The 26652-nt window shown below is 43.7% G+C and carries 25 protein-coding genes; 10 read left to right on the top strand and 15 right to left on the bottom strand.

The features are described 5' to 3' along the window. Nucleotides 1-28: 28 nt before the first annotated feature. From B158_RS0106160 to grxD, 3 genes are all read right to left on the bottom strand, one after another. Nucleotides 29-709 (bottom strand): glycerophosphodiester phosphodiesterase, encoded by a 681-nt coding sequence (locus B158_RS0106160; protein ID WP_018624492.1) that lies wholly within the window; start codon nt 707-709, stop codon nt 29-31. A gap of 1 nt (nt 710) precedes the next feature. Beyond that, nucleotides 711-1421, bottom strand: a complete 711-nt coding sequence (locus tag B158_RS0106155) for an NYN domain-containing protein (protein WP_018624491.1) — start codon at nt 1419-1421, stop codon at nt 711-713. 72 nt (nt 1422-1493) lie between these two features. Beyond that, nucleotides 1494-1823: a Grx4 family monothiol glutaredoxin gene (gene grxD / locus B158_RS0106150; RefSeq protein ID WP_018624490.1), complete on the bottom strand. Its 330-nt coding sequence runs from the start codon at nt 1821-1823 to the stop codon at nt 1494-1496. 212 nt (nt 1824-2035) lie between these two features. Between grxD and B158_RS0106145 the strand changes: the two genes are divergently transcribed. The 4 genes from B158_RS0106145 (at nt 2036) to B158_RS0106130 (ending at nt 8511) form a co-directional block, all read left to right on the top strand. Next, nucleotides 2036-3106 carry an ABC transporter ATP-binding protein gene (locus B158_RS0106145; protein WP_018624489.1) on the top strand — a complete coding sequence of 357 codons (1071 nt, stop codon included), beginning with the start codon at nt 2036-2038 and terminating at the stop codon, nt 3104-3106. Nucleotides 3107-3412: 306 nt separating this feature from the next. Next, nucleotides 3413-6289, top strand: a complete 2877-nt coding sequence (locus B158_RS0106140; RefSeq protein ID WP_018624488.1) for a ribonucleoside-diphosphate reductase subunit alpha — start codon at nt 3413-3415, stop codon at nt 6287-6289. 139 nt (nt 6290-6428) lie between these two features. Further along, nucleotides 6429-7688: a ribonucleotide-diphosphate reductase subunit beta gene (locus B158_RS0106135; RefSeq protein ID WP_018624487.1), complete on the top strand. Its 1260-nt coding sequence runs from the start codon at nt 6429-6431 to the stop codon at nt 7686-7688. A 184-nt stretch (nt 7689-7872) separates the two neighbouring features. Beyond that, nucleotides 7873-8511, top strand: coding sequence for a nuclease-related domain-containing protein (locus tag B158_RS0106130; protein WP_018624486.1), 639 nt, complete (start codon nt 7873-7875; stop codon nt 8509-8511). Nucleotides 8512-8515: 4 nt separating this feature from the next. Here B158_RS0106130 and B158_RS0106125 read toward each other — a convergent pair whose 3' ends face one another. The 7 genes from B158_RS0106125 to B158_RS0106095 form a co-directional block, all read right to left on the bottom strand. Next, the gene (locus B158_RS0106125) at nt 8516-10030 is read right to left on the bottom strand and encodes a putative bifunctional diguanylate cyclase/phosphodiesterase (RefSeq protein ID WP_018624485.1); all 1515 of its coding nucleotides are present in this window, start codon (nt 10028-10030) and stop codon (nt 8516-8518) included. Continuing rightward, nucleotides 10017-10697, bottom strand: coding sequence for a hypothetical protein (locus B158_RS0106120; protein ID WP_018624484.1), 681 nt, complete (start codon nt 10695-10697; stop codon nt 10017-10019). The genes B158_RS0106125 and B158_RS0106120 overlap by 14 nt, the downstream gene beginning before the upstream one ends. A 65-nt stretch (nt 10698-10762) precedes the next feature. Then, a complete protein-coding gene (locus tag B158_RS0106115) occupies nt 10763-11536 on the bottom strand; it encodes a PepSY-associated TM helix domain-containing protein (RefSeq protein WP_018624483.1) in 774 nt (257 codons plus the stop codon). Between the two features lie 2 nt (nt 11537-11538). Continuing rightward, the gene (locus B158_RS0106110; RefSeq protein ID WP_018624482.1) at nt 11539-12066 is read right to left on the bottom strand and encodes an FMN-binding protein; all 528 of its coding nucleotides are present in this window, start codon (nt 12064-12066) and stop codon (nt 11539-11541) included. A gap of 70 nt (nt 12067-12136) precedes the next feature. Beyond that, nucleotides 12137-13306 carry a porin family protein gene (locus B158_RS0106105; RefSeq protein ID WP_018624481.1) on the bottom strand — a complete coding sequence of 390 codons (1170 nt, stop codon included), beginning with the start codon at nt 13304-13306 and terminating at the stop codon, nt 12137-12139. A 206-nt stretch (nt 13307-13512) separates the two neighbouring features. Beyond that, the gene (locus tag B158_RS0106100) at nt 13513-14076 is read right to left on the bottom strand and encodes a GDYXXLXY domain-containing protein (RefSeq protein ID WP_018624480.1); all 564 of its coding nucleotides are present in this window, start codon (nt 14074-14076) and stop codon (nt 13513-13515) included. Further along, the gene (locus tag B158_RS0106095) at nt 14073-15404 is read right to left on the bottom strand and encodes a DUF2157 domain-containing protein (RefSeq protein ID WP_018624479.1); all 1332 of its coding nucleotides are present in this window, start codon (nt 15402-15404) and stop codon (nt 14073-14075) included. The genes B158_RS0106100 and B158_RS0106095 overlap by 4 nt, the downstream gene beginning before the upstream one ends. Nucleotides 15405-15518: 114 nt before the next feature. Between B158_RS0106095 and B158_RS0106090 the strand changes: the two genes are divergently transcribed. Next, nucleotides 15519-15965 (top strand): potassium channel family protein, encoded by a 447-nt coding sequence (locus tag B158_RS0106090; protein WP_018624478.1) that lies wholly within the window; start codon nt 15519-15521, stop codon nt 15963-15965. A 65-nt stretch (nt 15966-16030) separates the two neighbouring features. Here B158_RS0106090 and sodB read toward each other — a convergent pair whose 3' ends face one another. Further along, nucleotides 16031-16612, bottom strand: a complete 582-nt coding sequence (gene sodB, locus B158_RS0106085) for a superoxide dismutase [Fe] (protein WP_018624477.1) — start codon at nt 16610-16612, stop codon at nt 16031-16033. Nucleotides 16613-16811: 199 nt separating this feature from the next. Here sodB and B158_RS0106080 point away from each other — a divergent pair, with 199 nt between their 5' ends. The 3 genes from B158_RS0106080 (at nt 16812) to B158_RS0106070 (ending at nt 18896) form a co-directional block, all read left to right on the top strand. Beyond that, a complete protein-coding gene (locus tag B158_RS0106080) occupies nt 16812-17435 on the top strand; it encodes a fused MFS/spermidine synthase (protein ID WP_033413860.1) in 624 nt (207 codons plus the stop codon). Nucleotides 17436-17442: 7 nt separating this feature from the next. Beyond that, complete coding sequence (locus B158_RS0106075) at nt 17443-18354, top strand: spermidine synthase (RefSeq protein ID WP_018624475.1); 912 nt, start codon at nt 17443-17445, stop codon at nt 18352-18354. A gap of 116 nt (nt 18355-18470) precedes the next feature. Then, nucleotides 18471-18896, top strand: coding sequence for a helix-turn-helix domain-containing protein (locus B158_RS0106070; protein WP_018624474.1), 426 nt, complete (start codon nt 18471-18473; stop codon nt 18894-18896). Between the two features lie 71 nt (nt 18897-18967). On the opposite strand, the gene B158_RS0106065 is transcribed toward B158_RS0106070, so the two are convergent. The 3 genes from B158_RS0106065 to B158_RS0106055 are packed head-to-tail and all read right to left on the bottom strand — an operon-like array spanning nt 18968 to nt 21444. Then, complete coding sequence (locus B158_RS0106065; RefSeq protein WP_018624473.1) at nt 18968-20143, bottom strand: trans-sulfuration enzyme family protein; 1176 nt, start codon at nt 20141-20143, stop codon at nt 18968-18970. Nucleotides 20144-20176: 33 nt separating this feature from the next. Further along, complete coding sequence (locus B158_RS0106060; protein WP_018624472.1) at nt 20177-20479, bottom strand: hypothetical protein; 303 nt, start codon at nt 20477-20479, stop codon at nt 20177-20179. Next, complete coding sequence (locus B158_RS0106055; RefSeq protein ID WP_018624471.1) at nt 20479-21444, bottom strand: PLP-dependent cysteine synthase family protein; 966 nt, start codon at nt 21442-21444, stop codon at nt 20479-20481. Before B158_RS0106055 ends, B158_RS0106060 begins: the two co-directional genes overlap by 1 nt. 177 nt (nt 21445-21621) lie before the next feature. Here B158_RS0106055 and B158_RS0106050 point away from each other — a divergent pair, with 177 nt between their 5' ends. Continuing rightward, entirely contained in the window at nt 21622-23859 is a 2238-nt protein-coding gene (locus B158_RS0106050) for a thiamine pyrophosphate-dependent enzyme (RefSeq protein ID WP_018624470.1), read from the top strand. 97 nt (nt 23860-23956) lie between these two features. On the opposite strand, the gene B158_RS0106045 is transcribed toward B158_RS0106050, so the two are convergent. Beyond that, entirely contained in the window at nt 23957-25504 is a 1548-nt protein-coding gene (locus tag B158_RS0106045; protein ID WP_018624469.1) for an AbgT family transporter, read from the bottom strand. Nucleotides 25505-25681: 177 nt separating this feature from the next. Here B158_RS0106045 and B158_RS0106040 point away from each other — a divergent pair, with 177 nt between their 5' ends. Continuing rightward, nucleotides 25682-26503: a M90 family metallopeptidase gene (locus B158_RS0106040; RefSeq protein WP_018624468.1), complete on the top strand. Its 822-nt coding sequence runs from the start codon at nt 25682-25684 to the stop codon at nt 26501-26503. Nucleotides 26504-26652 lie beyond the last annotated feature (149 nt).

Raw genomic sequence — 26652 nt, 5'->3', positions numbered from 1 at the left:
CATGAGCTGCCCTTTTTTATGGTTACGTTTAAATTCCCCTAACCCTATCCGGGTAATCGGTAAAAACTCCATCCACTCCCATCGCTTTGACCTTAGCAATATTCTTAGAATCGTTAACGGTGTGAACATAAAGCTGCATGCCTTCCTGATGGACCTGTTCCACTAATTCTTTACTGACCAGACTTAAACTGGGATGGAAACTATACGCATTCACATCCCGCGCAAAACTTAGAGCAACGTCAGGCTGATCGTCAGCAATGACACCGATCTTAATATCAGGATCGAGTTGGCGAATCAAAAACAGTTCGGAAAATAAATATGAGGAGATAATGAAGTTATCTTTGTTGTAGTGGTCTTTATCAAGCAACTTAACCAGGTGCATCACCAAACTCGCTGTTCTAACTCCTTTAAGCTCAATATTGATCATGGTCTTAGAGCCAATCAGCGCAATCACTTCTTGCAAGAAAGGGATCTGCTCACCTTGACCGGCATCCAGTGTTCGTAAGTATTCGACAGAATGCTGATGGATATGGCCTACCCCATCAGTGGTTCTCTCTAGCGTGTCATCATGAAAAACCAGCAAGTTGCCATCAATGTTTTGCACATCAAACTCAACCCCATCAACGCCCAGCTCTAAAGCCTTGCGAAAGGACAACAGAGTGTTTTCAGGAGCCAGCCCCATGGCACCGCGATGACCGATGACTTTCATGCTATCTACCGCTCTTCTGCTTTTTGTCTCTTACTTTTAAATTCGTTCCAAAAGATTTGGTCTCAAATAGATCGATAACCTTGATCAAATCACTCAGCTTCTTGTAGCCATAGTTTCGAATATCAATGGATGATTTGTTAGCAATAAAGGAGCCGATCGGTCCCAGTGAAGCCCAGCCGTCATCATCGGAAGTCATTTCAATGGCATTTCTGATCAATTCGATAAGTTTGGTATCTTGCTTCAGCTTACTTGGAGAGAATTTAGAAACATCAGTATTATCGAGCTTGGCACCCAGTTCTAAAAAGCGCGTACAGGCATTACGAAAGGCATCAGGGGTTTTGGTTTCACCATAACCAAACACCAGTTTACCCTCATTAATAAGGCGAGTAGCTAATGGAGTAAAATCACAGTCGGATGTTACCAAGCAAAAGATATCAATGTCCTTGCCATAAAGTACGTCCATCACATCAATGGCCATTGCCAGATCAGTTGCGTTCTTACCTTTGGTTAAATCAAATTGCTGAATCGGTTGAATAGCAAACTCCAGTAATATCTCTTCCCAGCCTTTGAGATTGACGTTCTTCCAGTTGCCGTATGCTTTGCGAATGATGACCATGCCGTGATTGGCAAGATCCGACAAAATTAAATCGAAGTATTTGCTCGAGGCATTATCCGCATCGACAAATAATGCTATGTGCTTATTCTGTTCCATGTTCGTCCTTCCATAAAAAATGCCGCATATAGCGGCATTTAATCATATAAGCTGTTTACGTAAAACGTCGTTTTACTCAGGTTGCTTACCATAAGACTCGTTCAAGACTTCTTGAAGCTCGCCCTGCTGGAACATTTCCAGAATGATGTCACAGCCGCCAATCAATTCACCATCAACCCATAGCTGTGGGAATGTTGGCCAATTAGCGTATTTTGGAAGCTCAGCACGAATGTCTGGGTTTTGTAGGATGTCCACATAAGCAAACTCATGTCCACACTGCATCAATGCCTGAACGGCCTGAGCAGAGAAACCACACATTGGCAGTTTCGGTGAACCTTTCATGTAAATTAAAACTTTGTTGTCTGCAATCTGTTGTTTGATTTGCTCAATAGTGTCGCTCATGTATGACCTCAAATTTGTTAATTAGGCGCCCTGCCCGATATCAGATGGCGGCGATTATAACGCTTTTCAAGGGCGATGAGCACCGTTAATCGCAAGAAATCTTGATCTGCATCTATGCAAGCAGAATTCTTGTCGCTACAATGCGTTACTAAATGAGAATTAGTTTCAATTAGAATCCGATTTCAGATTTTACGGGCAGAAAACGCACCTTTATGAGCGAATTTAGCGACCACCCTATCCTGCAACTGAACGATGTTCAGTGTCGCCACGGCGATCAGATTATTGTTAATCACATTGATTTCAAATTAAAAGCTGGCGACAGTGCCTGCCTGCTTGGACCCAGTGGCTGCGGTAAGACAACCTTATTGCGTGCGATTGCTGGGCTTGAGCCTATTTATGAAGGTTTCATCAGTATTCACGGCCGCTTCTGCTCCAAGCCAGACTTCACTCTGCCTCCGGAAAAACGTCATCTGGGACTGGTTTTCCAGGATCACGCCCTATTCCCGCACCTCAATATTTTCGACAATGTGGCCTTTGGTTTGCGCCACCTGCCACGTAAAGAGCGTCGCGAACGAGTACAAGAGTGCCTTGAACTGGTTGGTCTGGAGGCAATGGAAAAGCGTTATCCGCATCAATTATCAGGCGGCCAGCAACAACGCGTCGCGCTGGCACGCAGCATTGCACCGCGTCCTGAATTGATCCTGCTGGATGAACCTTTCTCCAGCCTAGACACTCATTTGCGTCGCTCGCTGGCGCGAGAGTTAAAGGAATTGCTTAAAGCGCAGAACATTGCCAGCCTGCTGGTCACCCATGATCAACAGGAAGCATTTGCCATGGCAGACTATATTGGCGTAATGCACCAAGGCAAATTACTGCAGTGGGACACTCCCTACAACCTCTACCATAAACCGGTAGATGCCCAGATTGCCTCTTTTATTGGCGAAGGCCATTTCATTGCAGGAACCATTACTGACCGCCAGCACGTCAATACAGTGTTGGGTAATTTCACCATTGCCAATGGCAAAACCTTCACCCCCAATGATAGCGTGCTGGTGCTAATGCGACCCGACGACGTTAAACCTAATATGAACTCTCCTCTGCGCGGCAAGGTGACACATAAGGTGTTTAAAGGCGCGATCATCGAATATGAGCTGGAATTGTCTAATAATGAGCAATTAAAGGCCATTTTCCCTAGTCATCACGATTATCCATTATCACAAGATATAGGGTTCGACCTGGATGTGAAGCACTTGATCGTGTATCCAGATCACATTTCTTTGTAAAATTTTTAACCAATTTTAAAAAAATGCAAATATGACTTAAAACGCTTGACCTAGCGCAAGCCCAAGCCCCATAAGGCTTCCCGAGTTACCCACTATTTCTTAACAATTTATCCACAGAAAATTCCCCAAGATATGCTCTTGCCAAGCGGCAAAAAACGCACTATCTTGTATCCATTGCGAGAGCAACTAACTATATATAGTGAATCAAGAAGATCGTCTAACTTGTTGATTCTCTGTAATCTCAGTCAAATAATGAACAAAAAACAGCCAACCGACAAATAATGCAAAGAGGTCTGTGGAGGAATAATGGAAACCGAAGTCAGCAAACCTGAACAATCAGCTGCCAAAACCCCAAAAACAAACACACCATCCAGCCACGAAATTGAAGCCACTAAACCGGGTGAAATTCGTGTTATCCGCCGCAATGGAAAGGTGACGCCTTATGACGACAGCAAGATCGAAGTTGCCATGACCAAGGCGTTTCTTGCGGTTGAAGGTGGTGCGGCAGCAGCATCTAGCCGTGTGCATGAAACGGTGCGCCAATTAACCAAACAAATCACCGAAGCGTTCAAACGCAGAATGCCAGGTGGCGGTATCATCCACATCGAAGACATTCAGGATCAGGTTGAGCTGGCCTTAATGCGTAATGGCGAGCAAAAAGTTGCCCGTTCATACGTGTTATACCGTGAAGAGCGTGCTCGTGAGCGTGCTGCTCGTGATTCAGCCAAATTGGATGCCATTGTTGGCGACAACCAGGTAATGGTTACCGTTGAAGACGGTAGTAAACGTCCGTTAGATGTTGAGCGCCTGCATACGGTTGTGGTTGAAGCCTGTAAAGACCTGTCTGACGTTACTCCAGACCAAATTCTTAAAGACACCATGCGTAATCTATACGATGGTGTTGCGATTAAAGACGTTTACCAAGCGTTGGTGATGACTGCTCGTACCATGATTGAGCAAGAGCCAAACTACAGTTACGTTACCGCTCGTCTATTATTGGACAGCATTCGCTCTGAGGCTCTAAGAGAGCTAGGCGTTGCCAAACGCGCAACCCAAAGCGAAATGACGGCTATCTACCCTGAAGCCTTCAAAGCCTACCTAAGTGTTGGTGTTGAAAACGAACTTTTAAGCCCTGAGCTTCTGAGCTTTGATATTGAGAAGCTGGCAAACGCCATCAAACCTGAGCGTGATATGCTGTTCACTTACCTGGGCATTCAGACGCTATTTGATCGCTACTTTATCCATAAAGATGAAGTCCGTATCGAGTTGCCTCAGGTATTCTGGATGCGTGTCGCTATGGGTCTTGCTATCAATGAAGACGATCGCGAAGCGCGTGCCATTGAGTTCTATGATGTGTTGTCAACATTCCACTACATGAGCTCAACCCCTACTCTATTTAACTCAGGTACATTACGTCCGCAGCTTTCCAGCTGTTATCTGACCAATGTTCCTGATGACCTCGACGGTATCTATGGCGCGATTAAAGATAACGCCCTATTGTCGAAATTTGCCGGTGGTTTAGGTAATGACTGGACTCCAGTTCGTGGTCTTGGTGCATACATCAAAGGTACCAACGGTAAATCACAAGGTGTTGTGCCCTTCCTTAAAGTGGCCAACGATACTGCAGTGGCCGTGAATCAAGGCGGTAAGCGTAAAGGTGCTGTCTGTGCTTACCTTGAAACCTGGCACATTGATATCGAGGAATTCCTTGAGCTTCGTAAGAACACCGGTGATGACCGTCGTCGTACGCACGACATGAACTCAGCCAACTGGGTGCCAGACTTATTCCTGAAGCGCGTTAGCACCGATGGCGAGTGGACGCTATTTAGTCCAAACGAAGTACCTGATCTACACGATCTGTACGGTAAAGAATTTGAAGAGCGTTACGAGTACTATGAAGAAATGGCCAAATACGGCAAGCTGAAAACAGCTAAGACTCTTCAGGCTAAAGACTTGTGGCGTAAAATGCTCTCGATGCTGTTCGAAACCGGTCACCCATGGATCACGTTCAAAGACCCATGTAACATCCGTTCGCCACAGCAGCACGCAGGCGTAGTACACAGCTCGAACCTTTGTACTGAAATCACTCTTAACACCAAAGCCGGTGAAGAGATTGCGGTATGTAATCTTGGTTCAGTTAACCTGCCGAAGCATATGAAAGACGGCAAGCTGGACATCGAGCGAGTAGAGAAAACAGTTAAGACAGCAGTTCGCATGCTGGATAACGTTATCGATATTAACTTCTACCCTGTAGAAACTGCGCGTAAATCAAATATGCGTCACCGTCCAGTGGGCCTAGGCTTGATGGGTTTCCAGGATGCATTGTATTTGCAGAACATTCCTTACACTTCTGATGCAGCGGTTGAGTTTGCTGATAACGCTATGGAAGCGATTTCCTACTATGCGATTCAGGCTTCGACTGACCTTGCAGAAGAGCGCGGCTCTTATGAGACCTTTGCTGGCTCATTGTGGTCGCAAGGCATTCTACCAATCGATTCAATTCAGAAACTGGTTGAAGAGCGTGGCTCTGAGTTCATCGAAGTCGACACCAGCTCAACCATGGACTGGGATACTTTACGTGAGCGTGTAAAGACAGTTGGTATGCGTAACTCAAACGTGATGGCAATTGCACCAACAGCCACCATTTCCAATATCACGGGTGTCTCACAGTCTATTGAACCGACTTACCAGAACCTGTATGTGAAGTCTAACCTGTCAGGTGAGTTCACAGTGGTTAACCCATACATGGTGAAAGAGCTTAAGGCTCGTAAGTTGTGGGATACAGTTATGGTTAATGACCTGAAATACTACGAAGGTAGCTTGCAGCACATTGACCGTATCCCAAGTGATGTCAAAGAGTTGTTCTCAACTGCCTTTGAAGTAGAACCAAAATGGTTAGTGGAAGCTGCCAGTCGTCGTCAAAAATGGATCGACCAGGCACAGTCACTTAACCTTTACATGAGTGAACCTTCCGGTAAGAAACTGGATATGGTGTATCGCATGGCTTGGTTCCGCGGCTTGAAAACCACTTACTACTTGCGTTCATTGGGCGCAACCAGCACCGAGAAATCAACCATCAGTGATGGCAAGCTTAACGCAGTATCCTCTGGTCCAGCACCAGTTGGCTCTGCCGCACCAAAAGCCTGCTCCATTGATGACCCAGATTGCGAGGCTTGCCAATAATGGCAAGCTTTTCGCTTTAGTGAATAACTAAAAAGAGAAGTGACGACAACGGAATGGGGTCGCAACGAAAGTTCGCCCCTTTTTTCACCGAAAATAAATCGAATGGTGAAAAGCTCAACAAAATTTAAGAGAGGTAAACATGTTCAACTGGGATGAGTACGAAAAAGAGGAAAAGGCCGAAGCGCCGAAAAAAGCACAACCTGCTCCTGCTCCCGTAGTCGAAGAGAAGCAAGAGCAACCAGCTCCACAGGTTGCCGCTGAGCCAAAAGCGACACAAGAAGAATATGTAGAGCCAGAAGCGCTGGACAATGTTGCAAAGGCACAGGCAGCACTAGAAGAACTTGATGTTGCTCCTGGTCTGGAAGAATTAGAAATGGGCGCGGCTCGTATCGAAGTTGATGACAAGAAAATGATCAACTGCCGTGCTGACCTGAATCAGCTTGTTCCATTCAAGTACGACTGGGCATGGCAAAAATACCTTGATGGCTGCGCCAACCACTGGATGCCACAAGAAATTAACATGACTAAAGATGTCGCGACCTGGAAAGATCCAAACGGCTTAACCGATGACGAGCGTAAAATCGTCATGCGCTCTTTGGGTTATTTCTCAACCGCTGACTCATTAGTTGCGAACAATCTGGTACTTGCCATTTATCGCTTAATCACCAACCCAGAGTGTCGTCAGTACATTTTGCGTCAGGCGTTTGAAGAAGCGATTCATACCCACGCTTACCAATACTGTGTTGAGTCATTGGGCATGGATGAAGCTGAAGTATTCAACATGTACCGTGAAGTTCCAAGTATCGCTAAAAAAGCGGCCTGGAGTATCAAGCATACGCAAGGTATCTCTAACCCTACCTTCAAAACAGGAACAGCAGAGTCCGATCAGGAGTTGCTGCGCAATCTGATTGGTTTCTATTGTGTGACTGAAGGTATCTTCTTCTACTGTGGCTTCACTCAGATTCTGTCTATGGGTCGCCGTAACAAGATGACCGGTGTCGCTGAGCAGTTCCAGTACATCTTGCGTGATGAGTCAATGCACCTGAACTTCGGTGTTGACGTCATCAACCAGATCAAACTCGAAAACCCACACCTGTGGACTGAAGAGTTTAAGCAAGAAGTCATTCAGATGATTCTTGAAGGTACTCAGCTTGAAATCGAATACGCACGCGACACAATGCCACGTGGTGTATTAGGCATGAATGCAGGCATGATGGAAGAATACCTACAGTTCATCTGTAACCGTCGTCTTGCCCAGCTAGGTCTACCCGCTCAATTCAAGAATGTATCCAACCCATTCCCATGGATGAGCGAAATCATGGACTTGAAGAAAGAGAAAAACTTCTTCGAAACTCGTGTGATTGAATACCAAACTGGTGGTGCCCTATCTTGGGATTAATACCTCCTGAGTGTTACGTGCCACGAAAGGTGATATTTGGTCATATAAAGTGATATTGGCTTGAAAATAAACGATTTTCAAAGCCATATCGATTGGGGGAACAGAGGAGCTAAGAGACGTCTAACTCCTCTTCCAAGAGCCTGGCAAGCAATTGTCAGGCTTTTTTATTGATAAGGATATTGTTATGTATGCAGATGATTTTTTAACAAACCTGTTTGCTCAAATCTTTTCGCAGCTTTGGTGGCTTATCCCTCTATTTATACTGATTGCCTTTTTTAAATCGTCCTATTTTAAAGGCTGGGCTGGGGAAAGGCGTGTAAAAACTGTAACTCTGCAGTTAGACCCAGACTCCTACACTGTTTTTCATGATGTCACTTTGCCAACACCAACTGGCTCTACCCAAATAGACCATATCATAATTTCAGCGTGCGGCGTTTTTGTGATAGAAACCAAAAATTACTCTGGCTGGATATTCGGTTCAGAAAAGAGCAGTTATTGGACGCAGGTCATTTATAAGAATAAAAACAAGTTTCAAAATCCGCTTAGACAAAACTACAAACACATCAAAACACTCAAAGAGTTAACTCAGCTTCCCTTCAATGTTTTTCATTCAGTGATTGTGTTTGCTGGTGATGCTACATTTAAAACTGACTTACCCAAAAATGTGATCAAACAGCAAAGTCTTAAAAAGTATTTGCAGGGATTTAATGAGATTGTGTTAACTGAGCAACAGATTTATCAGGTAAGGAGCCAGATTGAGGACAACAGACTGGAGTGTGGCTTTAAAACTAACCAACAACATGTGCGGAATCTTAAGAAATGAAACACTAGGCAGCCATAAACTTTTTTAGGTCTTCAATACCCATTGGCTTGGCAAAATAATAACCCTGAGCCTCATCACAGCCACAATTCTTTAAAAAGATGAGTTGGTTTTCATTTTCAACACCCTCAGCAATAGACTTAATGCCAAAGTTGTCAGCCAAATCAATAACTGACTTCACGATAATCTGTGAGTTATTTTCCGTTTCAATCTTATCGATGAACGACCGGTCAATTTTCAACTCATCAACTGGCAGGTTCTTAAGGTTGGATAATGATGTAAAGCCTGTTCCGAAGTCATCAATGGAGAACTTCAAACCTAATTCTTTTAAGCTCTCGATAAATTTCTGACTGGTTGTAATATCATAAATAGCTGTCGTTTCAGTAATTTCAATCTGACAAATCTTGGCGAAGTCCAGGTTTTCCTTAAATACTTGATGCAAATTCTGGGCCTGCTCTTCTATATTCAATTCGCGCGCAGAAATATTAATCGATACCCTCTTAATTTTCTCTGGAATTAAATTCGTTTCATTCAACTCTTTTTTTGCATTAGTAATCACCCAGCGGGATATATTGGGCATGGCTCCTATGTCTTCGGCTATGGGAATAAAGTCTTCTGGAGAAATAAAGCCTAATTCTGGATGTATCCAACGGATCAATACCTCAACGCCAGTGATACTCTGATCACTAATCGATAACTGAGGTTGGTACACAGTCTTAAAGTGTTGAAAGACGTCTGTACTTTTTAACTCTGTGATGAGCCGCTGCCGATGCAAAGCAATCTCAGACAGTTCATGGCTAAAGAAGCTGCACTGATCATCACCAATTTTCTTGGCGTTATGCAATGCAATACTGGCAGCAGAAAGCAGGGATTTGCTGTCTTTTCCATCAAAGGGTGCAATGGCTAAGCCTAGACAAACTTTCAGTGGAATTTTTAATTCAACGCCTACCCTCTGGGTCATGCGAAATATTAAATCTGGTAGCTCCTCAATTAGTCTATCGTTATTTTTAACCTTAATGGCAATGCCAAACTGATCCGATCCTAAACGACCGAGCACACCATTTTCGTGGAAACACTCCCATAATTCACCGGTTAACTTTTGCAATACCGCATCACCTTTGCGATGACCAAACTCCTGATTGATCTGTGAAAACTTGCAGAGATCCAAATAAATCAGAACGACTTTTTTTTCTTTGCTGATATTTTTGACCTGCCTATCGAGCAAGCGGGTAAATTGATAATGCCGAGGTAACTGCGTTAATGGGTCCAGTGAAAGTAATCGTTCAGTATTTTCTATAGCCCTTTTTAGTAGGATAAATAGGAGTACTGATGTGACCAGTACATAGAACCAACCTTTATAGGTTTGCGCTACAGTAATGTAATCAACATCATTGGTGAACGACTCTAAAGCTTTATCTGAAAAAAGAATCCATAAGCCACCAATGGCGGCATAAATGACGGCGCCTCTGACAGCTGTAGTCAACTTCCTTTTTGTCATCGTTTCAGACTTAACGTCTTTCATCGCCTCCCCTTTTTCTAAACAGCCTTGGATTGCTAGTTACAAAAGCTGTAACCCAGCGCTCCAGAAAGGACTCTTTGTGGCCCCGTTTTATATAAATGTATCCAAACACAGACACTATTAAAGCGCCTACAGAGTCAACAATCAAATCCCACATGGTATCTGTAAGCCCTGAAGGGTCACCCAGCATTGGCTTTTGCATATTCATGCCAAAGAAGCTGTCCATGGTAAATTCGAAAATTTCCCAGATGACGCCAAAGCCAATGGCAAAAAGAAATGCAAAGAATGCAACAAACCCCGGCTTCATGTGCATACCAATTTCTTCGGTTTCATTGAGCACATGCACCATCAAAAAGCCTGTGATTCCTAGTAGAAATCCTGAGGTTGTATGAAGAGCCATATCCCACCACCAAAACTTCGTGTAGTAATCGCGAATCTCACCAAGAAACAAGGAGGCGAAAATAAAGGCTATTGCCATTAACGAGAAGATATGGGGAATGTAGACGTGAAGGAATTTTGCAATAAAGAGTGGAGCCAGAGTGATAATAATAATTCCAGCAGTAATTAGTGCGGTAAACCACTGTTCATTCCAAAGTGCCAACAGAATTTCAGCAACAAGAATGGCTTGAAGAATTAGAGTTATCGTTTTATGAACATTAATTTTCGTCAATCTATCGACAACACGCTTATTAAAACCTACATGATTGCCAATATAGCATGTTTTATATCAATATCTTAAGTGCTTGTTTTGCTTCGACGTCGATACCATGTTACGAAACCACTAATAACTAGCCAAATCAATATTAAAGCCATGATATCTGTAAATAATGTTCCTGTAATACCAAAAATAGCTCCGCTATGTAAATCTTGAACAAGCTTTAACTGAGTTATTTGGCGTGAGCGATACTGTTCCTGCAAGTCTGATAGCTGGTCACCATCAAGTTGCTCTTTGGTCAGCTGTGGGAAATTAATGATGTCCACAGGCTCCCATTGAAACGTGTTTTCGTTTAGCTGGTAATTTCCTTTCAGGGTTTGAATATAAATCTGCTGATTCACCTGTGTTGCAGATGTGGCTGCAGTGTCTAAAGAATCGGCAATGGATAAAGCATCAATGAGCTGCCCTGTTTTAGTTAGCCAGTAAACAAATTCGTTGGTGACCAATACTAAGCCTATCGGCGATGGCTCTAGTAACAGCAATTGACTCGATGTCTCCTTCCAGTATTGCCCGTTAATATAATGCTGCTCGCCTATCTGACATACTGACAGCGGCTCTTTAGAAAGACAGACCCCACTATCGGGCGCTTTTATTCCGTACCAATCTAATAAGAGCGTTGAGGTAATATAATTTTTATGAAGTGACAGTGATTGATAGTGGTTTAATAAGAGTCCGGTAATGGATAAGTTGAGCAGAAAGATAGCTGCTAGAAAACCTAACCGTCGATGCCATTTCCTGAAATGCAACTTATATCGAGATGTTGATTTAGGTGCAGCCTGCTTTTTGCGGCTCATTATCATTCCTCAGTGGTTAGCCGATGAAGTGTTAAGCCTACTCGGGCTATTTTTTTCATGGCGCTGACAGACATAGTTGCTCCGGTAATACCGTCAATATGATCGCTTAACTTATCATCATCTGTTAAGGTCAAATTATCGAACTGTCTTGAAAAAGTCTCCATATGAATTTCATATCCACGACTTTCTCGAAATTCTATGACTTCTATCTTATCAATTCGGTTATCAATAACACTAACACCAAAAGTAATAGGACGCTCCTTACCAATTTCATCCAAGAACCAGACTGTCTGGTTACCATGCCGCCAGTAACGCAATCGAAGTTTTGGATAAGGGTGGCCTAATATACTTGAAATGGCATCTTGCAAGGATTGATTCAGCCACAGTGTGTTGATTTCTGGCTGTACCCCATTCTCGAGATGAGCAAAACGCTGAGCTAAAAATTCTTCCTGGGTGATATAAACTTCCGCCTCCGATACCATCGGAATGAAGAGAATAAAACCCAATATAGCAGTAAGTAGTCGTTTCATTATCATAAATTATTCAAACACAAAGACAGGCTAAACGCCTGCCTTTGTGAATTTTGACACAACAGTCAACTTAGAACTGGTAACCAACACCAAGATTGAAACCGTTACCGTCTTGAGCACCGGAGCGAGATTCCAGGTCAAACTTGAACACAACGTCTTCATGTGGCCAGTAGTTAAAGCCAACATTAGTCTGCTGCATAGTAGTATCCACTAAGTTACCACTTCCAGCTTGATTATCCCACTCGTTGTAACGAGCAAAGATACCGAATTTGTCATTAAAGCGATAGCTAGGCTCTACAAAAAATCCTTCTTGCTTATCCTGACCATTTACATCTGCTTCGAATGCATCAATATCCCACATAGCGTATAAGGCTCTCAAACCAAAGCCACCCGTGTTATAGATAGCATGAGCAGTATAAAGATTTGCGTCTGCGCTTAATACACCTTGAGTCAAATCAGACTGGTGTTGAACCGATGCTGCTAATTCCAAACCAGGTACAGCGGTGTACTTCAAACGAGCGGTATAAGCTAGGCTATCGGCATTAGCTTTAGCCACTTTTTGACGACCACTACGGATATTAAAATCATAAACACCCGCGTCATTTGGAACTTCAAGTCCTGAGTTAATAGCGAAGTCAAAAGAAACGCCGTCAGCAATTTTGTGATTCACCATAGCACCCGCTTCCCACCAGGTTGAAGGAATTATTTTGCCTTCAACAGGGTTTCTTTCAACGCCATAGAATGTTGGTGGTTCGTGAGTTTCATTTAGGATACCCACTGGTACCAAAAACAAACCTGACTTTACAGAAGTCGTGTCATTCAAATCGATTTCTACATAAGCCTGTTCAAGCTCTACTTCACCTGGCTTACCATCACCAGCTAATGAATGTTCAACCTCAAGCTCAGAGAAGAAACGAATGTCATCACTGTACTCATAACCCATGAATAGTACAAAGCGATGGAAATCAATGCTTTCATTGTCTTCGATGTTGTTATAGTGCAGCTCACCATATCCACCTAGAGATACATTTGAGGTATTTGAAGCGCTCATATTGGCTTCAACAGCTTTGATTGTTTCTTCTGATTTCTTATCAGACTCCTCAACAGCGTTTCTTAATTCTTTAAGTTCCTGCTGTTGCTTTTTAATTAAATCAAGCAATTCTTGATTGGTTGGTTCCGCTGAGTTAGCAACGCCACAAGACATGATTGCAGCAGCTACAAGTGCAAGTTTGAATTTCATCGTGTTCCCCTGAAAAATTGGAATATATTTAAAAACGGGCGCACTATATAAGAACAAATATCTAAATGCAAATCATTCTTATTATGATTATTAAAAAAATTTCCGGGGTTTGACAAGGATCAAGCTCAGGGATGTTTTTAAGATTATAACTTATTGAAATTTAAGCAGGATATCGATATATCCTGCATAGTGTAATCGGCGGGTAATTATTCTTGGGGTTGCATAATATACTCATGGATAGGCATATCATTGACCATAAGCTCTTCAATTGTGCCCTTTCCATTCAATACTCTGATGACAGCATAGACATCTTCAACCTCATCTCTTTGGCGTCGCCAGACTGCCGATTCAATTTTCGGAGCGCTCTCTTCTGACGCATAATAGCGATTGAAAGGTAATTTGACCTGGAAGCCACCATCGTAGCTTCTATAGTAAGTTTCCAGATAAAGATAATCCTGCCCTGAATCAGGCTCAACATCGGTTAGCCCTTGAAGCACTGCATAACCCTCATCATCTATATCCAGTAGTGCATATACCCATTGCTCACTCTCTATATCAGCACCTTCTACAACTGGAATAACATCCTGGTTAGCGTCAAAAGCCAAGGTTACATAACGACCACGAAAAGGATCATAGGGATCAATTGGACGGGTCTTAAATTTATACGCAGTGCCTTCTGTCAGAATCTGGTTTTGCTCAAAAATCATATAGCCTGGAATGGCAAGCTGGATGGCAAAGAGAACAATTAATAAAATTATTTTTGGTTTCATGCTCCAGCCTCCTGCTGCTCAGCTTGCTGTTTAAGTTTTTTGTTGTACCAGATATTAACGCCAATAAACGCACTGCCGATAAAGATGAAAACGACGCCTTTAAGAACAAAAGGAATATCACTGTCAAAGAATCGAAATAGAACAAGGAAAGAAAACCAAAGTAAGCCACCGTTCAATAACATCAGCCTATGCTGCTGAATTCCCTGTGACATTAAAATAACAGAAGCGACCAGCACATATACGTTTACCAAAACGATGTAGACTAATTCTGATAAACCTAAGTGGAAACCCGCCATGCCAAGCCCTGCTAAAAGTACGCTGCCTATCAATAACCATTGGTGTATCTGTAGTGACTTAAATTTATGAATGAGAAAACCAACTATTGATACTATCGATATGGCAAAAACAGACAAAATTAGATAATCGTTAAAGCCCCATTTGCCATCAGTATCCAAATGGCTATAGCGATAAAAGTCTTCCCAGGTTAGTAGCAAACTTATAAAGAGGATGCCGAGAACACCAGCCGTACAAAGAGGGTTTGTCCAGAATCCATGCTCCTTAAATCCAAACAACCACTTGCCCAATGAATAATAAAAGCCACATAGTGCCAGGGTTATATAAATCATCCAGTGATCCAGTGGCGAGTTCCAGGCGACACTGTAAATGATTGAGATAGTGGTACCAATTACAATAAACCAGAGCGCCCAGTGGAATAACGCCAGTCGCTGTCGCTTAAAGAGACTATAAAGATAAGGCACTAAGGATAAATAATAGAGCCAGTAGGGTTCACGCTCGAGGCCACAGAGCCATAATATCAATGCACAAACCAGCATCAGCACGCCAGCAGATTCCACAAGATAAAGCGTCGGAATACCGAGTAGAAGCCAGGTGACCAGGAAGCGCTCCAGGTCACCATAGATATGATAAGTCTGACTAATCAGTGCGATACTGGCTGCCACTGCAAAAAATAACAAAATGCCGGAGGCTTCTCTTAGCCCTGTCAGTTGAGGTTTATATCGTACGGAGTACCAGGTCAGTGCCTGAGCCAATAGCAAAGGAAGAATGGATAAAACGGTACGAGTTCCCTTGCCAAAACTTTCCCAATTATGGGCAATTAATAACACTATGCCGCCGCCAATTAATATTGCCCCCAGAGAAATGAGCAACAAACTGCTCCAGCTGGAATAAAAGCTTTCAATATGGCTGGTTGAATAGCGACCAAGAATTTGAGATTGCTGCTGTGAATTTATAATCCCCTGCTCTACCCACTCATCTGACTCATATTGAAGCCAGTGCTTTTGTTTTTTTGTTAGTTGCTTCGGTTCCATATATCCATTCCGTTTATATTTTGTTCATTACTATAGCATTGAGATTAACGGATGCCTATTGCCTATTTTTTCTGCTAAAGTATTGTAAGTTGCTGACAAACAAAGGCTTTAACCATGATATTTATCCTTGTTGTAACGGTTATATTGATCATGCTGACTGTAGGAGTCCACTATCAGGCCTTATATAGCATCTCAGTATTTCTGGAGCGCATAAAAACAGCGGGCCGCTACAAAGTAATGCTGGGGGTACTACTGGCGTTGATCGCGCATTTCATAGAAATCTGGATATTTGGAATTGCTTATTATCTGATTGGTAATTATCACGAAAGTCCGGATAAGCTGGTCAATGTAGATGGGCAAATCGTTAATGACTTTTTTAGCTGTATCTACTTTTCTTTTGCTTCATACAGTAGCCTCGGTTTTGGTGATATCGTTCCAGAGGGTCCAATTCGATTTATGGCAGGTATCGAAGCCGTGATTGGGCTCGTTTTCATCGCATGGACAGCATCTCTGCTTTACATTGAAATGCAAAAACATTGGATCAAACCTCACCCTAAATAAGAGAATTCATCGGCACAAAAAAAACCGGCCAAAAGCCGGTTTTTTTTTGTTTCCAGTTACTGAGATTAAGCGAAGTTTTTCGCAGCAAAGTCCCAGTTAACCAATTCCCAGAAGTGCTTTAAGTACTCAGGGCGAGCATTACGGTAATCTACGTAGTATGCATGCTCCCAAACGTCAACGGTTAACAATGGAGTGACGCCAGCATTAGTAATTGGCGTGCCTGCGTTGCTGGTGTTAACGATTTCTAGAGCACCGCTAGAGTTCTTCACTAACCAGGTCCAGCCTGAACCGAAGTTACCTGCAGCGCTTGCAGTGAACTTCTCTTTAAAATCAGCAAAAGAGCCGAATGCAGAGTTAATTGCGTCAGCTAATGCACCAGATGGCTCACCGCCACCATTAGGGCTCAAGCTGTTCCAGTAGAATGTGTGGTTCCATACCTGTGCAGCATTATTGAAAACACCACCTTCAGATGTACGAATGATATCTTCTAATGATTTACCTTCGAAATCAGTTCCGGCAATCATGTTATTCAGATTAGTCACATAAGCTTGATGATGCTTGCCATAATGATAATTGATCGTTTCTTCTGAAATATGTGGCGTCAATGCATCACGATCATATGGTAATGCAGGAAGTTCAATTGCCATGTTTCTCTCCTAGTCTTAAGAATTAGGTTATAAATTGATGGGTTACGCTCACTGTAAAGGCTTGATATTCTAACACGTTCAATTCTTTGACCCAATAGAGCAGACCTATCGGTCATAAAAATTTGCAGGCTGGTTGGCTTTGACATTCCGTGCCGTTCCCTTATTATCAGTGTTCATTTAATCAATAATAAAAGACATCATGCAAATATTAATCCTGACTTGCGCCTTTCTATGCGGCTTTCTGATCATGACCATTGAGCTACTTGGCGGAAAAATTTTATCGCCCTATTTTGGCGGTAGTGTGTATGTATGGGGAAGTATCATCACGGTATTTATGTTAGCCCTTTCCGTTGGCTACTTATTTGGTGGCAAATTATCACTCAACAACCCTAATACCCGTAAGTATGGCATCATCTTTATGCTTGCCGCGCTATCGGTTGTGCCTTTAACCCTGGGCCATGAAGCAGTTTCAGAGTGGGTCTTCGATGTTACTGATGATCCACGCTATGGTTCGTTACTGGCTTCCACCGTTCTTTTTCTTATCCCGAGTATTATTTTGGGCATGGTTGCTCCCTATTCCGTTCGCTTATTAGTCAGAACAGCCCATAGTAGTGGACAAACCGCTGGTTTTTTATACTTCGTCTCAACTCTGGGTAGCGCAGGCGGAACTTTAGCCACATCTTTTTATCTAGTACTATGGTTTAAGATTGATCATATTTTATACGGTTCTGCGTTAATATTATTTACTCTCGGCTTGATTGCCTTTTTCTTCCCGCAACCGCCACTGTCCGCAACCGTTAATTCAAATGAAAATATAGAATAGGAAGTTTATGAAATCATTAATCGTCAAAACGATTCTGACCACTCTGACTGCATCTGCTCTTTTTCTTGCAGCCCCAGAGCAGGCCAATGCCAAAATCATTGAGCAAGAACGCTCGCTTTATCAAAATGTCTACATGGTTGAAGAGTACGGTATGCACTGTATGCGTTTCCGTAAGAAAAATAAAAATGACCTCAGCCAGTCATGCGTATTCCTGGATGCCCCGGAAATTTTTGTGTTTGATTATTACAAGCAGGCCATGGGGGCAACCTTCTTTCTGGATGACCCTAAGGAAATATTGATCATAGGTCTTGGTGGCGGTGTATTAGCCAACACCTTTGGCGAAGTCTACCCAGATGCCCATATCACTTCCGTTGAGATTGATCCGGTGGTAGTCAAAATGGCTAAAAAATACTTCGACTATGACGACTCTAAAGCTAATTTTGAGACCCACGTGCGCGATGGCCGAGTGTTTGTAAAGCGCGCCTTGAAAGATGATAAACGTTATGACTTTATCTTGTTGGACGCCTTTAACAGCGACTATATTCCTGAACATATGATGACCAAAGAATATCTGGAAGAAGTTAAAGCACTGGCCAAAGATGACGGAATCATCATGGCGAACACCTTCAGTACCAGTGATTTGTTTCATCATGAATCAGCAACTTATGCAGAAGTGTTCGGCCCCTTGTATCAAATCAACTTCAAAAACAAGAAAACCAATCGCGTGATTGTGGTCAGTAAAAAGCCGTTGCCTGAAAAGCGTCAGTTGCTGCAAAAAGCGAATGAACTGAAGGGAGAGCTGTTGATTTATGGCGTGGATACACTGGCTCTGTTTGACGCCATCAGCGATGAAGTAAACTGGGATACTGAAGCAGAGGTGCTAACCGATCAGTATTCACCTGCTAACTTGCTAAAATAACAGGCAAACCCGACTAAATTTTATACTGTCACCCTACTGGCGGGTGTTTGTCGTCACCGCCAGTAGCCATTTTCTGGATAATCTCTATTCGAGAACACAGCACATGGAGTAATTTAATGGTCATCAAGAAACTACGCGAAAATAAGCAATGGTCACAGGAACAATTGGCAACACTGAGTGGCCTGAGCATCCGGACAATCCAACGGATAGAAAGTGGTAATCGCGCCAGTTTAGAATCATTAAAGGCTCTTGCTGCGGTGTTCGAAACTGACATCGAAACATTGCAAAAGGAGATTATCGTGATAGACAAGAAAACAGAAGAATGGAAAGCACAACCTTGGTGGATGCGATTCAACTTGTTTGGCATTCGACGCCGCAAAGATCTAATTAGAGTAGAAGGCGCTTGTGTCATACTGGGCTTCGTATTCTGGTTTACTAGTTTTTTTAAGCCAGAGCTCATGGCAATTACGCCAGCTATGTTCCTAAGCGCTTACCTTGGTGCATGGACCGTCAGAAAAGGCGATAAAGATAAAATCTGGTAGTTCTTACCGTTCTCTGAAGTAATAAAAAAAGGCGCTCATAGCGCCTTTTTTTATACTCATTTTGAATTGAGTTAGAACTTTAACGCCTGGTCAATATCAGCAATCAGGTCTTCAACATCTTCAATCCCCACTGACAAGCGTACCAGGTTCTCCAGGATACCGATCTCCTGACGAATTTCATAAGGTACTGAAGCATGCGTCATGATCGCCGGATGATTAGACAAGCTTTCCACACCACCTAGACTTTCGGCCAAAGTGAATAGCTTCAACTTTTCCATAAAGGTGCGTGAATTCTTAGCTGCCTGCTCTTCTGTGTCACCTTTGACCAACACAGAAATCATGCCACCAAAGCCTTTCATCTGCTTCTTGGCAAGCTCATGCTGAGGGTGCGAATCCAAACCAGGATAATACACCTTATCAATCTGCGGGTGCTTGGCTAAATGCTCAGCAATGATTTGACCACTGGTATTATGTTGTTTCATGCGTAGAGCCAAAGTTTTTACACCGCGTAATGCCAGGTAAGAATCGAATGGTCCTTGTATCGAGCCAACTGAGTTATGAAGGAAAGCCATCTGCTCACGAAGCTCATCATTATCGCCAACCACAGCCATACCGCCAACGATATCCGAGTGACCGTTTAGATACTTGGTTGCCGAATGCATCACGATGTCGAAACCATAATTCAATGGACGTTGATTATAAGGCGTTGCAAAAGTGTTATCGGCCACGGCAATCAGATTATGCTTTTTGGCAAAGTCTGCTATCGCCTGCATATCGACTACTTTCAACATAGGATTAGTCGGACTTTCAACCCAAATCATTTTGGTATTAGGCTTAAGTGCTTTTTCCAGATGGCTTAAATCGGACAGGTCGACAAAGGTGAAATCAAGATTTGCTGTGCGCTTACGTACTTTGTCGAACAAACGGAATGTACCGCCATACAGATCATCCATGGCGATAACGTGCGAGCCTGCATCCAATAACTCAAGAATGGTGCTGGTCGCAGCCATACCAGACGCAAAGGCATAACCCTGCTTACCATCTTCCAAATCCGCAACGCAGCGCTCGTACGCCATGCGCGTAGGATTCTGACTACGAGAATACTCATAGCCGGTATGTTCGCCCGGACTTGGCTGAGCATAAGTTGAAGTGGTGAAAATAGGCGGCATTACCGCGCCAGTAATTGGCTCAGGTGATTGACCTGCATGAATCACGCGGCTGCCAAATTTCAATTTTTTATCAGACATAGAATTCTTTACCTTTAACCTTAACGATGACTTCTAAAAGCGAGGACGGTCAGCTTTAGCCTGCTCTTTCTTGTACTGCTTAACAATACGATAGGCTTTAAAAATTTGTTTATGGAATGGGATCATCAGCAACACACCAACAACCATTATCACCCAAGGATAATAGGGCCAGCTGATAGCATTAACCAACAAACCGCCACCCTTCTCATTGTTCAAATAGATTTCATAGCCGGCAAACACGACTAAAGCCATACCAATGATGTCCAATAGCAGTGCAACCGGTGATAGCTTAAAAACTTCCGGCTGGGGTACTTTTTGTTCAGAAGGTTGAGTCATTACAGAAAGCCCTTCTCTTTCATCCATTCATCGTTATACATTTTTGACAGATAACGATTACCGGTATCACAAACCAGAGTCACTACATTCTTAGGCTCAGTTTGCTCCTGGCAGTAGCGCAAGGCAGCTGCTAATAACGTACCGGTTGAAGAACCACCCATCACCGCTTCTTTACGCATCAAATCACGTGCAGCCATCAGGCCTTCTTTATCACTAACGGTATAAGCTTTATCGAACAGGCTCATGTCACAGATATCAGGGATGAAATCTTCACCAATACCTTCAACCACCCAGCTACCGGCTTCTTTGATATCGCCAGTTTTCAGGTAATCAGCCAAAATAGAACCTTCAGGGTCAGCCAATACCATTTCTACGTTTGGATTCTTTTCTTTCATGTAGCGGCCAATGCCAGTGATCGTTCCGCCAGAACCCACACCAAGGACAATGGCATCAACTTTACCGTCCAGCTGTTCCCAGATTTCTGGAGCTGTGGTTTCGTAATGCGCCTGGATATTGGCGTCATTCGAGAATTGATTGATGAAGAACCAGCCGTTTTCTTCCGACAGACGCTTGGCCACATCCTGATAGTATTCTGGGTGGCCTTTGCCCACATCAGAGCGTGTACGAATCACTTCCGCACCAAAAGCACGCAAGTTGTATTCTTTTTCCATGCTCATTTTGTCAGGCATGACGATTTTCAGGGTATAGCCTTTTTGAGATGCTACCAAGGCAAGACCAAGACCTGTATTGCCGGCAGTCGCTTCGATCAGCGTATCGCCCGGTTTGATATGCCCTGCTTTTTCGGCCGCTTCAATCATGCTGACCGCGATGCGGTCTTTAATGGAAGCCCCAGGATTCTGCGATTCCATCTTGCCGAACAGACGACATTTTCCTGTATCCAGATTCTGGAACTCTACCATTGGCGTGTGGCCAATCATCTCAAGAATATTGCTGTATACCTTCATAAAACCTTCGCGTTTAGGTTATAACAACCGGTTATTTGTAGAATGGACGCTACTTTATCATATTGGAGGGATCTTTGAAGCCATTTGATCAGATCCAACCAGTTGCTCCATCAGTGACATCCTTATAGCCTTAAAGCATACTAACCGGCAATTTTTAACCAATATAAAAGCTATAAAATGTTAGATCGTGCCAGTGTCATTGATAAGAACTTCCAAATCGCTGTCAAAACAGCCAAGTTCCCCGAAAAAGTCAGCAATATCAAGGCGTCAGTGACGCAGCTCTCCCCTAACGAATTCGTCGAATTATTTGAATCCCAAGTCATTAGCCGCCACCTCGATTTACGAGCCAGAATTCTCAAGGATCAGGGTATTGGTTATTACACCATTGGCAGTAGCGGGCACGAAGGCAACGCGGTGCTGGGTAAGGTTTTTCGCCATACCGATATGGCTTTTTTGCATTATCGTTCCGGCGCATTGATGACCCAGCGCTCGCGTCAGTTACCGAATATCGATCCGATTCGCGATCAGATGCTGTCGCTGGTCGCAGCCAAAGACGATCCGATTTCTCAAGGCAGACATAAGGTGTTTGGGAGCGCACAACTGTTTGTGCCACCGCAAACCAGTACTATTGCCTCGCATTTACCCAAAGCGATGGGGGCAGCCTGGTCACTGGGGCGTGCCGAACGTAATAACTTCGATGCCAACATTCCCGGCGACAGCGTGATCCTGTGTAACTTTGGTGATGCCAGCTTCAACCATGCCACGGCTCAGTCGGCTTTTAATACTGCTCAGTATCTGTCTTATAAAGGTGAGCCATTGCCGTTAGTGTATATCTGCGAAGACAATGGCATTGGTATTTCTGTGTCGACACCACCGAACTGGGTTGAGAATAACGTTAAGAATCGTCACAGCATCGAATACATTCAATGCAATGGTTTACACCTGCCTGATGTTTACCTTGCTGCGCAGGAAGCGGAAGAGATTGCGCGCTATGAGCGTCGCCCGGTATTCCTGCACATGAAAACAGTGCGCTTGATGGGACATGCCGGTAATGATACTGAAAGCATTTACCACAGCATTGAAAAGATTGAACAGACAGAAGCTCAGGATCCTTTATTGCACTCGGCTCGTATCTGCATCGAAGCGGGATACCTATCTACCGAAGATGTGCTCGATCTGTATGAGAATACTCGTCTAAAAGTAGAAAAAACCGCTGAGCAAGCTATTAAGCTACCCAAAATCAGTACCGCTGAAGAGGTCTGCGCTTCCATTGCACCTGAGCTTCCAGCCAAAGAAAAGCCACCAGTCGCAAAAATCACCCGTCGTCAGGAGTTGTTCGAAATTGGTCGCCAGTTTAAGTTTCTGGATAAGCCCAGAAGTATGGCACAGCTGATTAACTATGCGCTGACCGATCTAATGGAACAGTATCCTAACTCGATAATGTTTGGCGAAGATGTCGGCAAAAAAGGTGGCGTTTACAGCGTTTCAACCAACCTACAGAATCGCTTTGGCGAACATCGCGTATTCGACACTCTGCTGGATGAAACCAGCATATTGGGAACCGCCATTGGCGCCGCCCACTTAGGTTATCTGCCAGTTCCAGAGATTCAATTTCTGGCCTATACCCATAACGCAATCGACCAGATCCGCGGCGAAGCATCTACGCTATCCTTCTTCTCCAATAATCAGTTCACCAACCCGATGGTGGTTCGAGTCGCCGGTCTTGCCTACCAGAAAGGTTTTGGTGGTCACTTCCACAATGACAACAGCATTGGTTTCTTGCGCGAAATACCTGGCGTGATTCTGGCCTGCCCTTCAAACGGTCAGGATGCTGCTAAAATGATGCGTGAGGCCTTCCGCCTTGCCGACGAACAAAAGCGAGTGGTCATCTTTCTTGAACCGATTGCGCTTTACCATGCCAAGGATCTGCATGAAACCGGCGACAATGGCTGGTTATTTGAGTATCCGGAGCCCAATGAAGTGGTCGAATTTGGTCAGCCGGGATTACGCAAGCCGGTTAACAGTAAAGGCAAAGAAGTCGATAGCAAAGACATGCTGATTATCAGCTATGGTAACGGCTACTACTTATCTGCACAGGCTCAAAAAGATTTAAGTGAAAAACATAAGTTGGACGCGACCATCATGGATTTACGCTGGCTGGCGCCACTCAACCACGAGGCCATAGCCGACATCGCTGGCCAGTACAAAAAGGTCCTGATCGTAGACGAATGCCGCAAGACAGGCTCAGTGAGCGAAGAAGTCATCACTGGATTGGTAGAAAGACTTGAGAAACTGCCACAAATTAAACGAATCACAGGTCACGATACCTTCATTCCCATCGGCACTTCATGGCAATACGTTCTTCCGAGCAAAGAAGACATCATAAAAGCCGCCGTAGAGTTGAAGGCTTCATAAAGTTAAAAATATTGCACCTACAAGATGCAAAGGCCAATGATAGAATTGACATAAAAAATGCCGCTAAACAGCGGCATTTTTATCAACTCCGTAACAATTATCCAACTGGATAAACATAACTTGCCTGTAACCCTAGCGGAATTCCAATCCACCAGTATGCCAACAGGAATAAACTCCAACCAATCAGGAAGGCTACCGAGAACGGTAACATCATGGCTACCAGAGTGCCGATACCGGTATCTTTAACGTACTTCTGACAGTAAACAACGACTAATGGGAAGTATGGCATTAGCGGTGTGATGATGTTCGAGCTTGAGTCACCCACACGATACGCGGCCTGAGTTAAGTCAGGAGAAATGCCTAATTGCATCAACATCGGAACGAAGATTGGTGCAAGTAATGCCCATTTGGCAGAAGCAGAACCCACAAACAGGTTAACGAAAGCTGTCAGGAAAATAATACCAACAATGGTTACCGCACTTGGCAGCGCCATTGCTTTAAGCACCTGAGCACCTTCGATCGCCAATAAGGCACCAAGGTTTGATTGTGAGAATGCCGCAATGAACAAAGCACAGAAGAATGCCATTACGATGTAGTAAGACATGCCGTGCATCGCTTTACTCATGGCATCAATCATGTCTTTGGTTTTCTTGAAAGTGCCCGCTGTGAAACCGTAAACCGCACCCGGAATCCAGAACAACAGGAAAATCAAAGGAACAATCGACTTCATTAGAGGCGCCTGGAATGAAGTTAGGGAACCATCATGACGCAAAGATGAATCAGTACCCATTGAGGCATAAATCAAAACAGCGATACCAGCAAGCATAACCAAAGTTGCGATAACGAATGCTTTCTTTTCCTTTTTGGTTATCTCATGGAACTCTGGAAGATCGTCAGTATCACCATCCACTTTAGTATTCTGTAGACGTGGCTCAATGATACGCGCCGTAATGAACCAGCCTAAGAGAATGATGAATACACTGGAAATACCGGTAAAGAACCAGTTATTCAAAGGATTAACCTGCATACCTGGCTCGATAATATGAGCCGCCGACTGAGTGAAACTTTGCAGTAACGGGTCAATACCTGAAGGAATAAAGTTAGCACTGAAGCCACCGCTCACGCCGGCAAATGCTGCTGCGATACCTGCTAGTGGGTGACGCCCCATTGCATAATAAATCACACCTGCCAAAGGAATTACCAATACATAACCCGCATCGGTTGCCGTGTGACTGACAATAGCGATTAGGATGATAGTAGGTGTTAACAGGAATTGCGGTGTTCTTTTCAACATCAGCTTGATGCCGGTATTGATGTAGCCAGAATGTTCAGCAACCCCAACGCCCAACATAGCCACAAGTACAACACCCAGTGGTGCAAAGCTGGTAAAGGTTACGACCATATTCGACAGGAAGCTGGCTAATGCATCACCTGTTAAAAGGTTATTAACGATAATCGCTTCGCCAGTACGCGGATCGATGGCATCAAAGCTGATCCCCGAAAGCATCCACGAAAGTACCCAAATTATCAGCATTGCTGATAAGAAAATCATTGCCGGATCGGGCAGTTTATTACCAACTCGCTCGATACCATTCAAAAATCGAGCAATAGCCCCAGTTGGCGCAGCCCCGTTATTATTATCCATCTCATTTCCTCAATTTAAGCCAAGTGCAAAGTTATACCTTATCTAGCAAGCCATATTCAAGCTAACTGAGGTCTTATCAGCAGTTTTAGTCCGCTCTTTCTCTTAAAAGACCACCCTGTGCTTGAAAAGTAATCAATCACCCCAATCTTGGTAAAACACCATGAAGAATAAAGACTTATGACCGCCCTCTATATTGTTCTCTCTATTTCAGCTTTTGCTATTATATGGATTCTCACCTCAAACCAGCGTAAGAAGCGCAAAAGAAAGCAAATTGCGAGCCAACCCTTCCCTAAAGAGTGGCGCCAAATTCTTCGTCAAAACCTTCCTTTTTTCTATAAGATGCCCACTGTTTTGCAGCTCCAGCTCAAAGACAAGATGCAGATCTTTCTGGCGGAAAAAGACTTTATCGGACGCAAGGGTCAGGACATCACCGATGAAGTTAAAGTTACCATTGCTGCACAGGCCTGTATGCTATTGCTCAACCGTTCTACGGATTTTTATCCATTTTTGAAGAGTATCATCGTTTACCCGGCAGCTTTTATCACCCGTCACAATCGCTATGATGCATCAGGGATCCAAAGTCAGGAGCCACGAGTTTTACTCGGTGAGTCATGGAATCGTGGACAAGTCATATTATCCTGGACAGACTCTGCCAACGGTGGCGCCGACTTCGAAGATGGCCACAACCTGGTGATTCATGAGTTCGCGCATCAGTTGGATGGTGAGTCGGGTATAACTAATGGAGCACCGCCACTTTCCAGTGAGCAAAGCTATGATAAGTGGTCAAAAATCATGTCACATGAATTTAAGGAATTACAACGTAAGGCATCTACAGGTGAGGAAACTCTGCTGGATAAATATGGCGCGACCAATCCGGCGGAATTTTTCGCAGTAGCAACCGAAATCTTTTTCGAGAAGCCTCAGGAGCTTAAGAAGCTTCACACAGAGCTTTATCAAGAGTTTAAACAATACTATTGCCTCGATCCTGCAGAGTGGTAACCAGTTAACATGCTGGTTATTTTTTAACCAACATGACTGCTAAATTCATTATAATACGTAGCTGGGCTGACAAGGATCTGGGCCTGCCTGCGGAATAACAATCCTACCCGCGACAGAAATGGCAATTTAGTTATTAAACTGTCATTGAA

It is taken from the genome of Kangiella aquimarina DSM 16071, assembly GCF_000374105.1.
Classification (GTDB): domain Bacteria; phylum Pseudomonadota; class Gammaproteobacteria; order Enterobacterales; family Kangiellaceae; genus Kangiella; species Kangiella aquimarina.
Note: the sequence above shows the minus strand (reverse complement) of the source record. Positions and strands in the feature narration are given on the sequence as shown.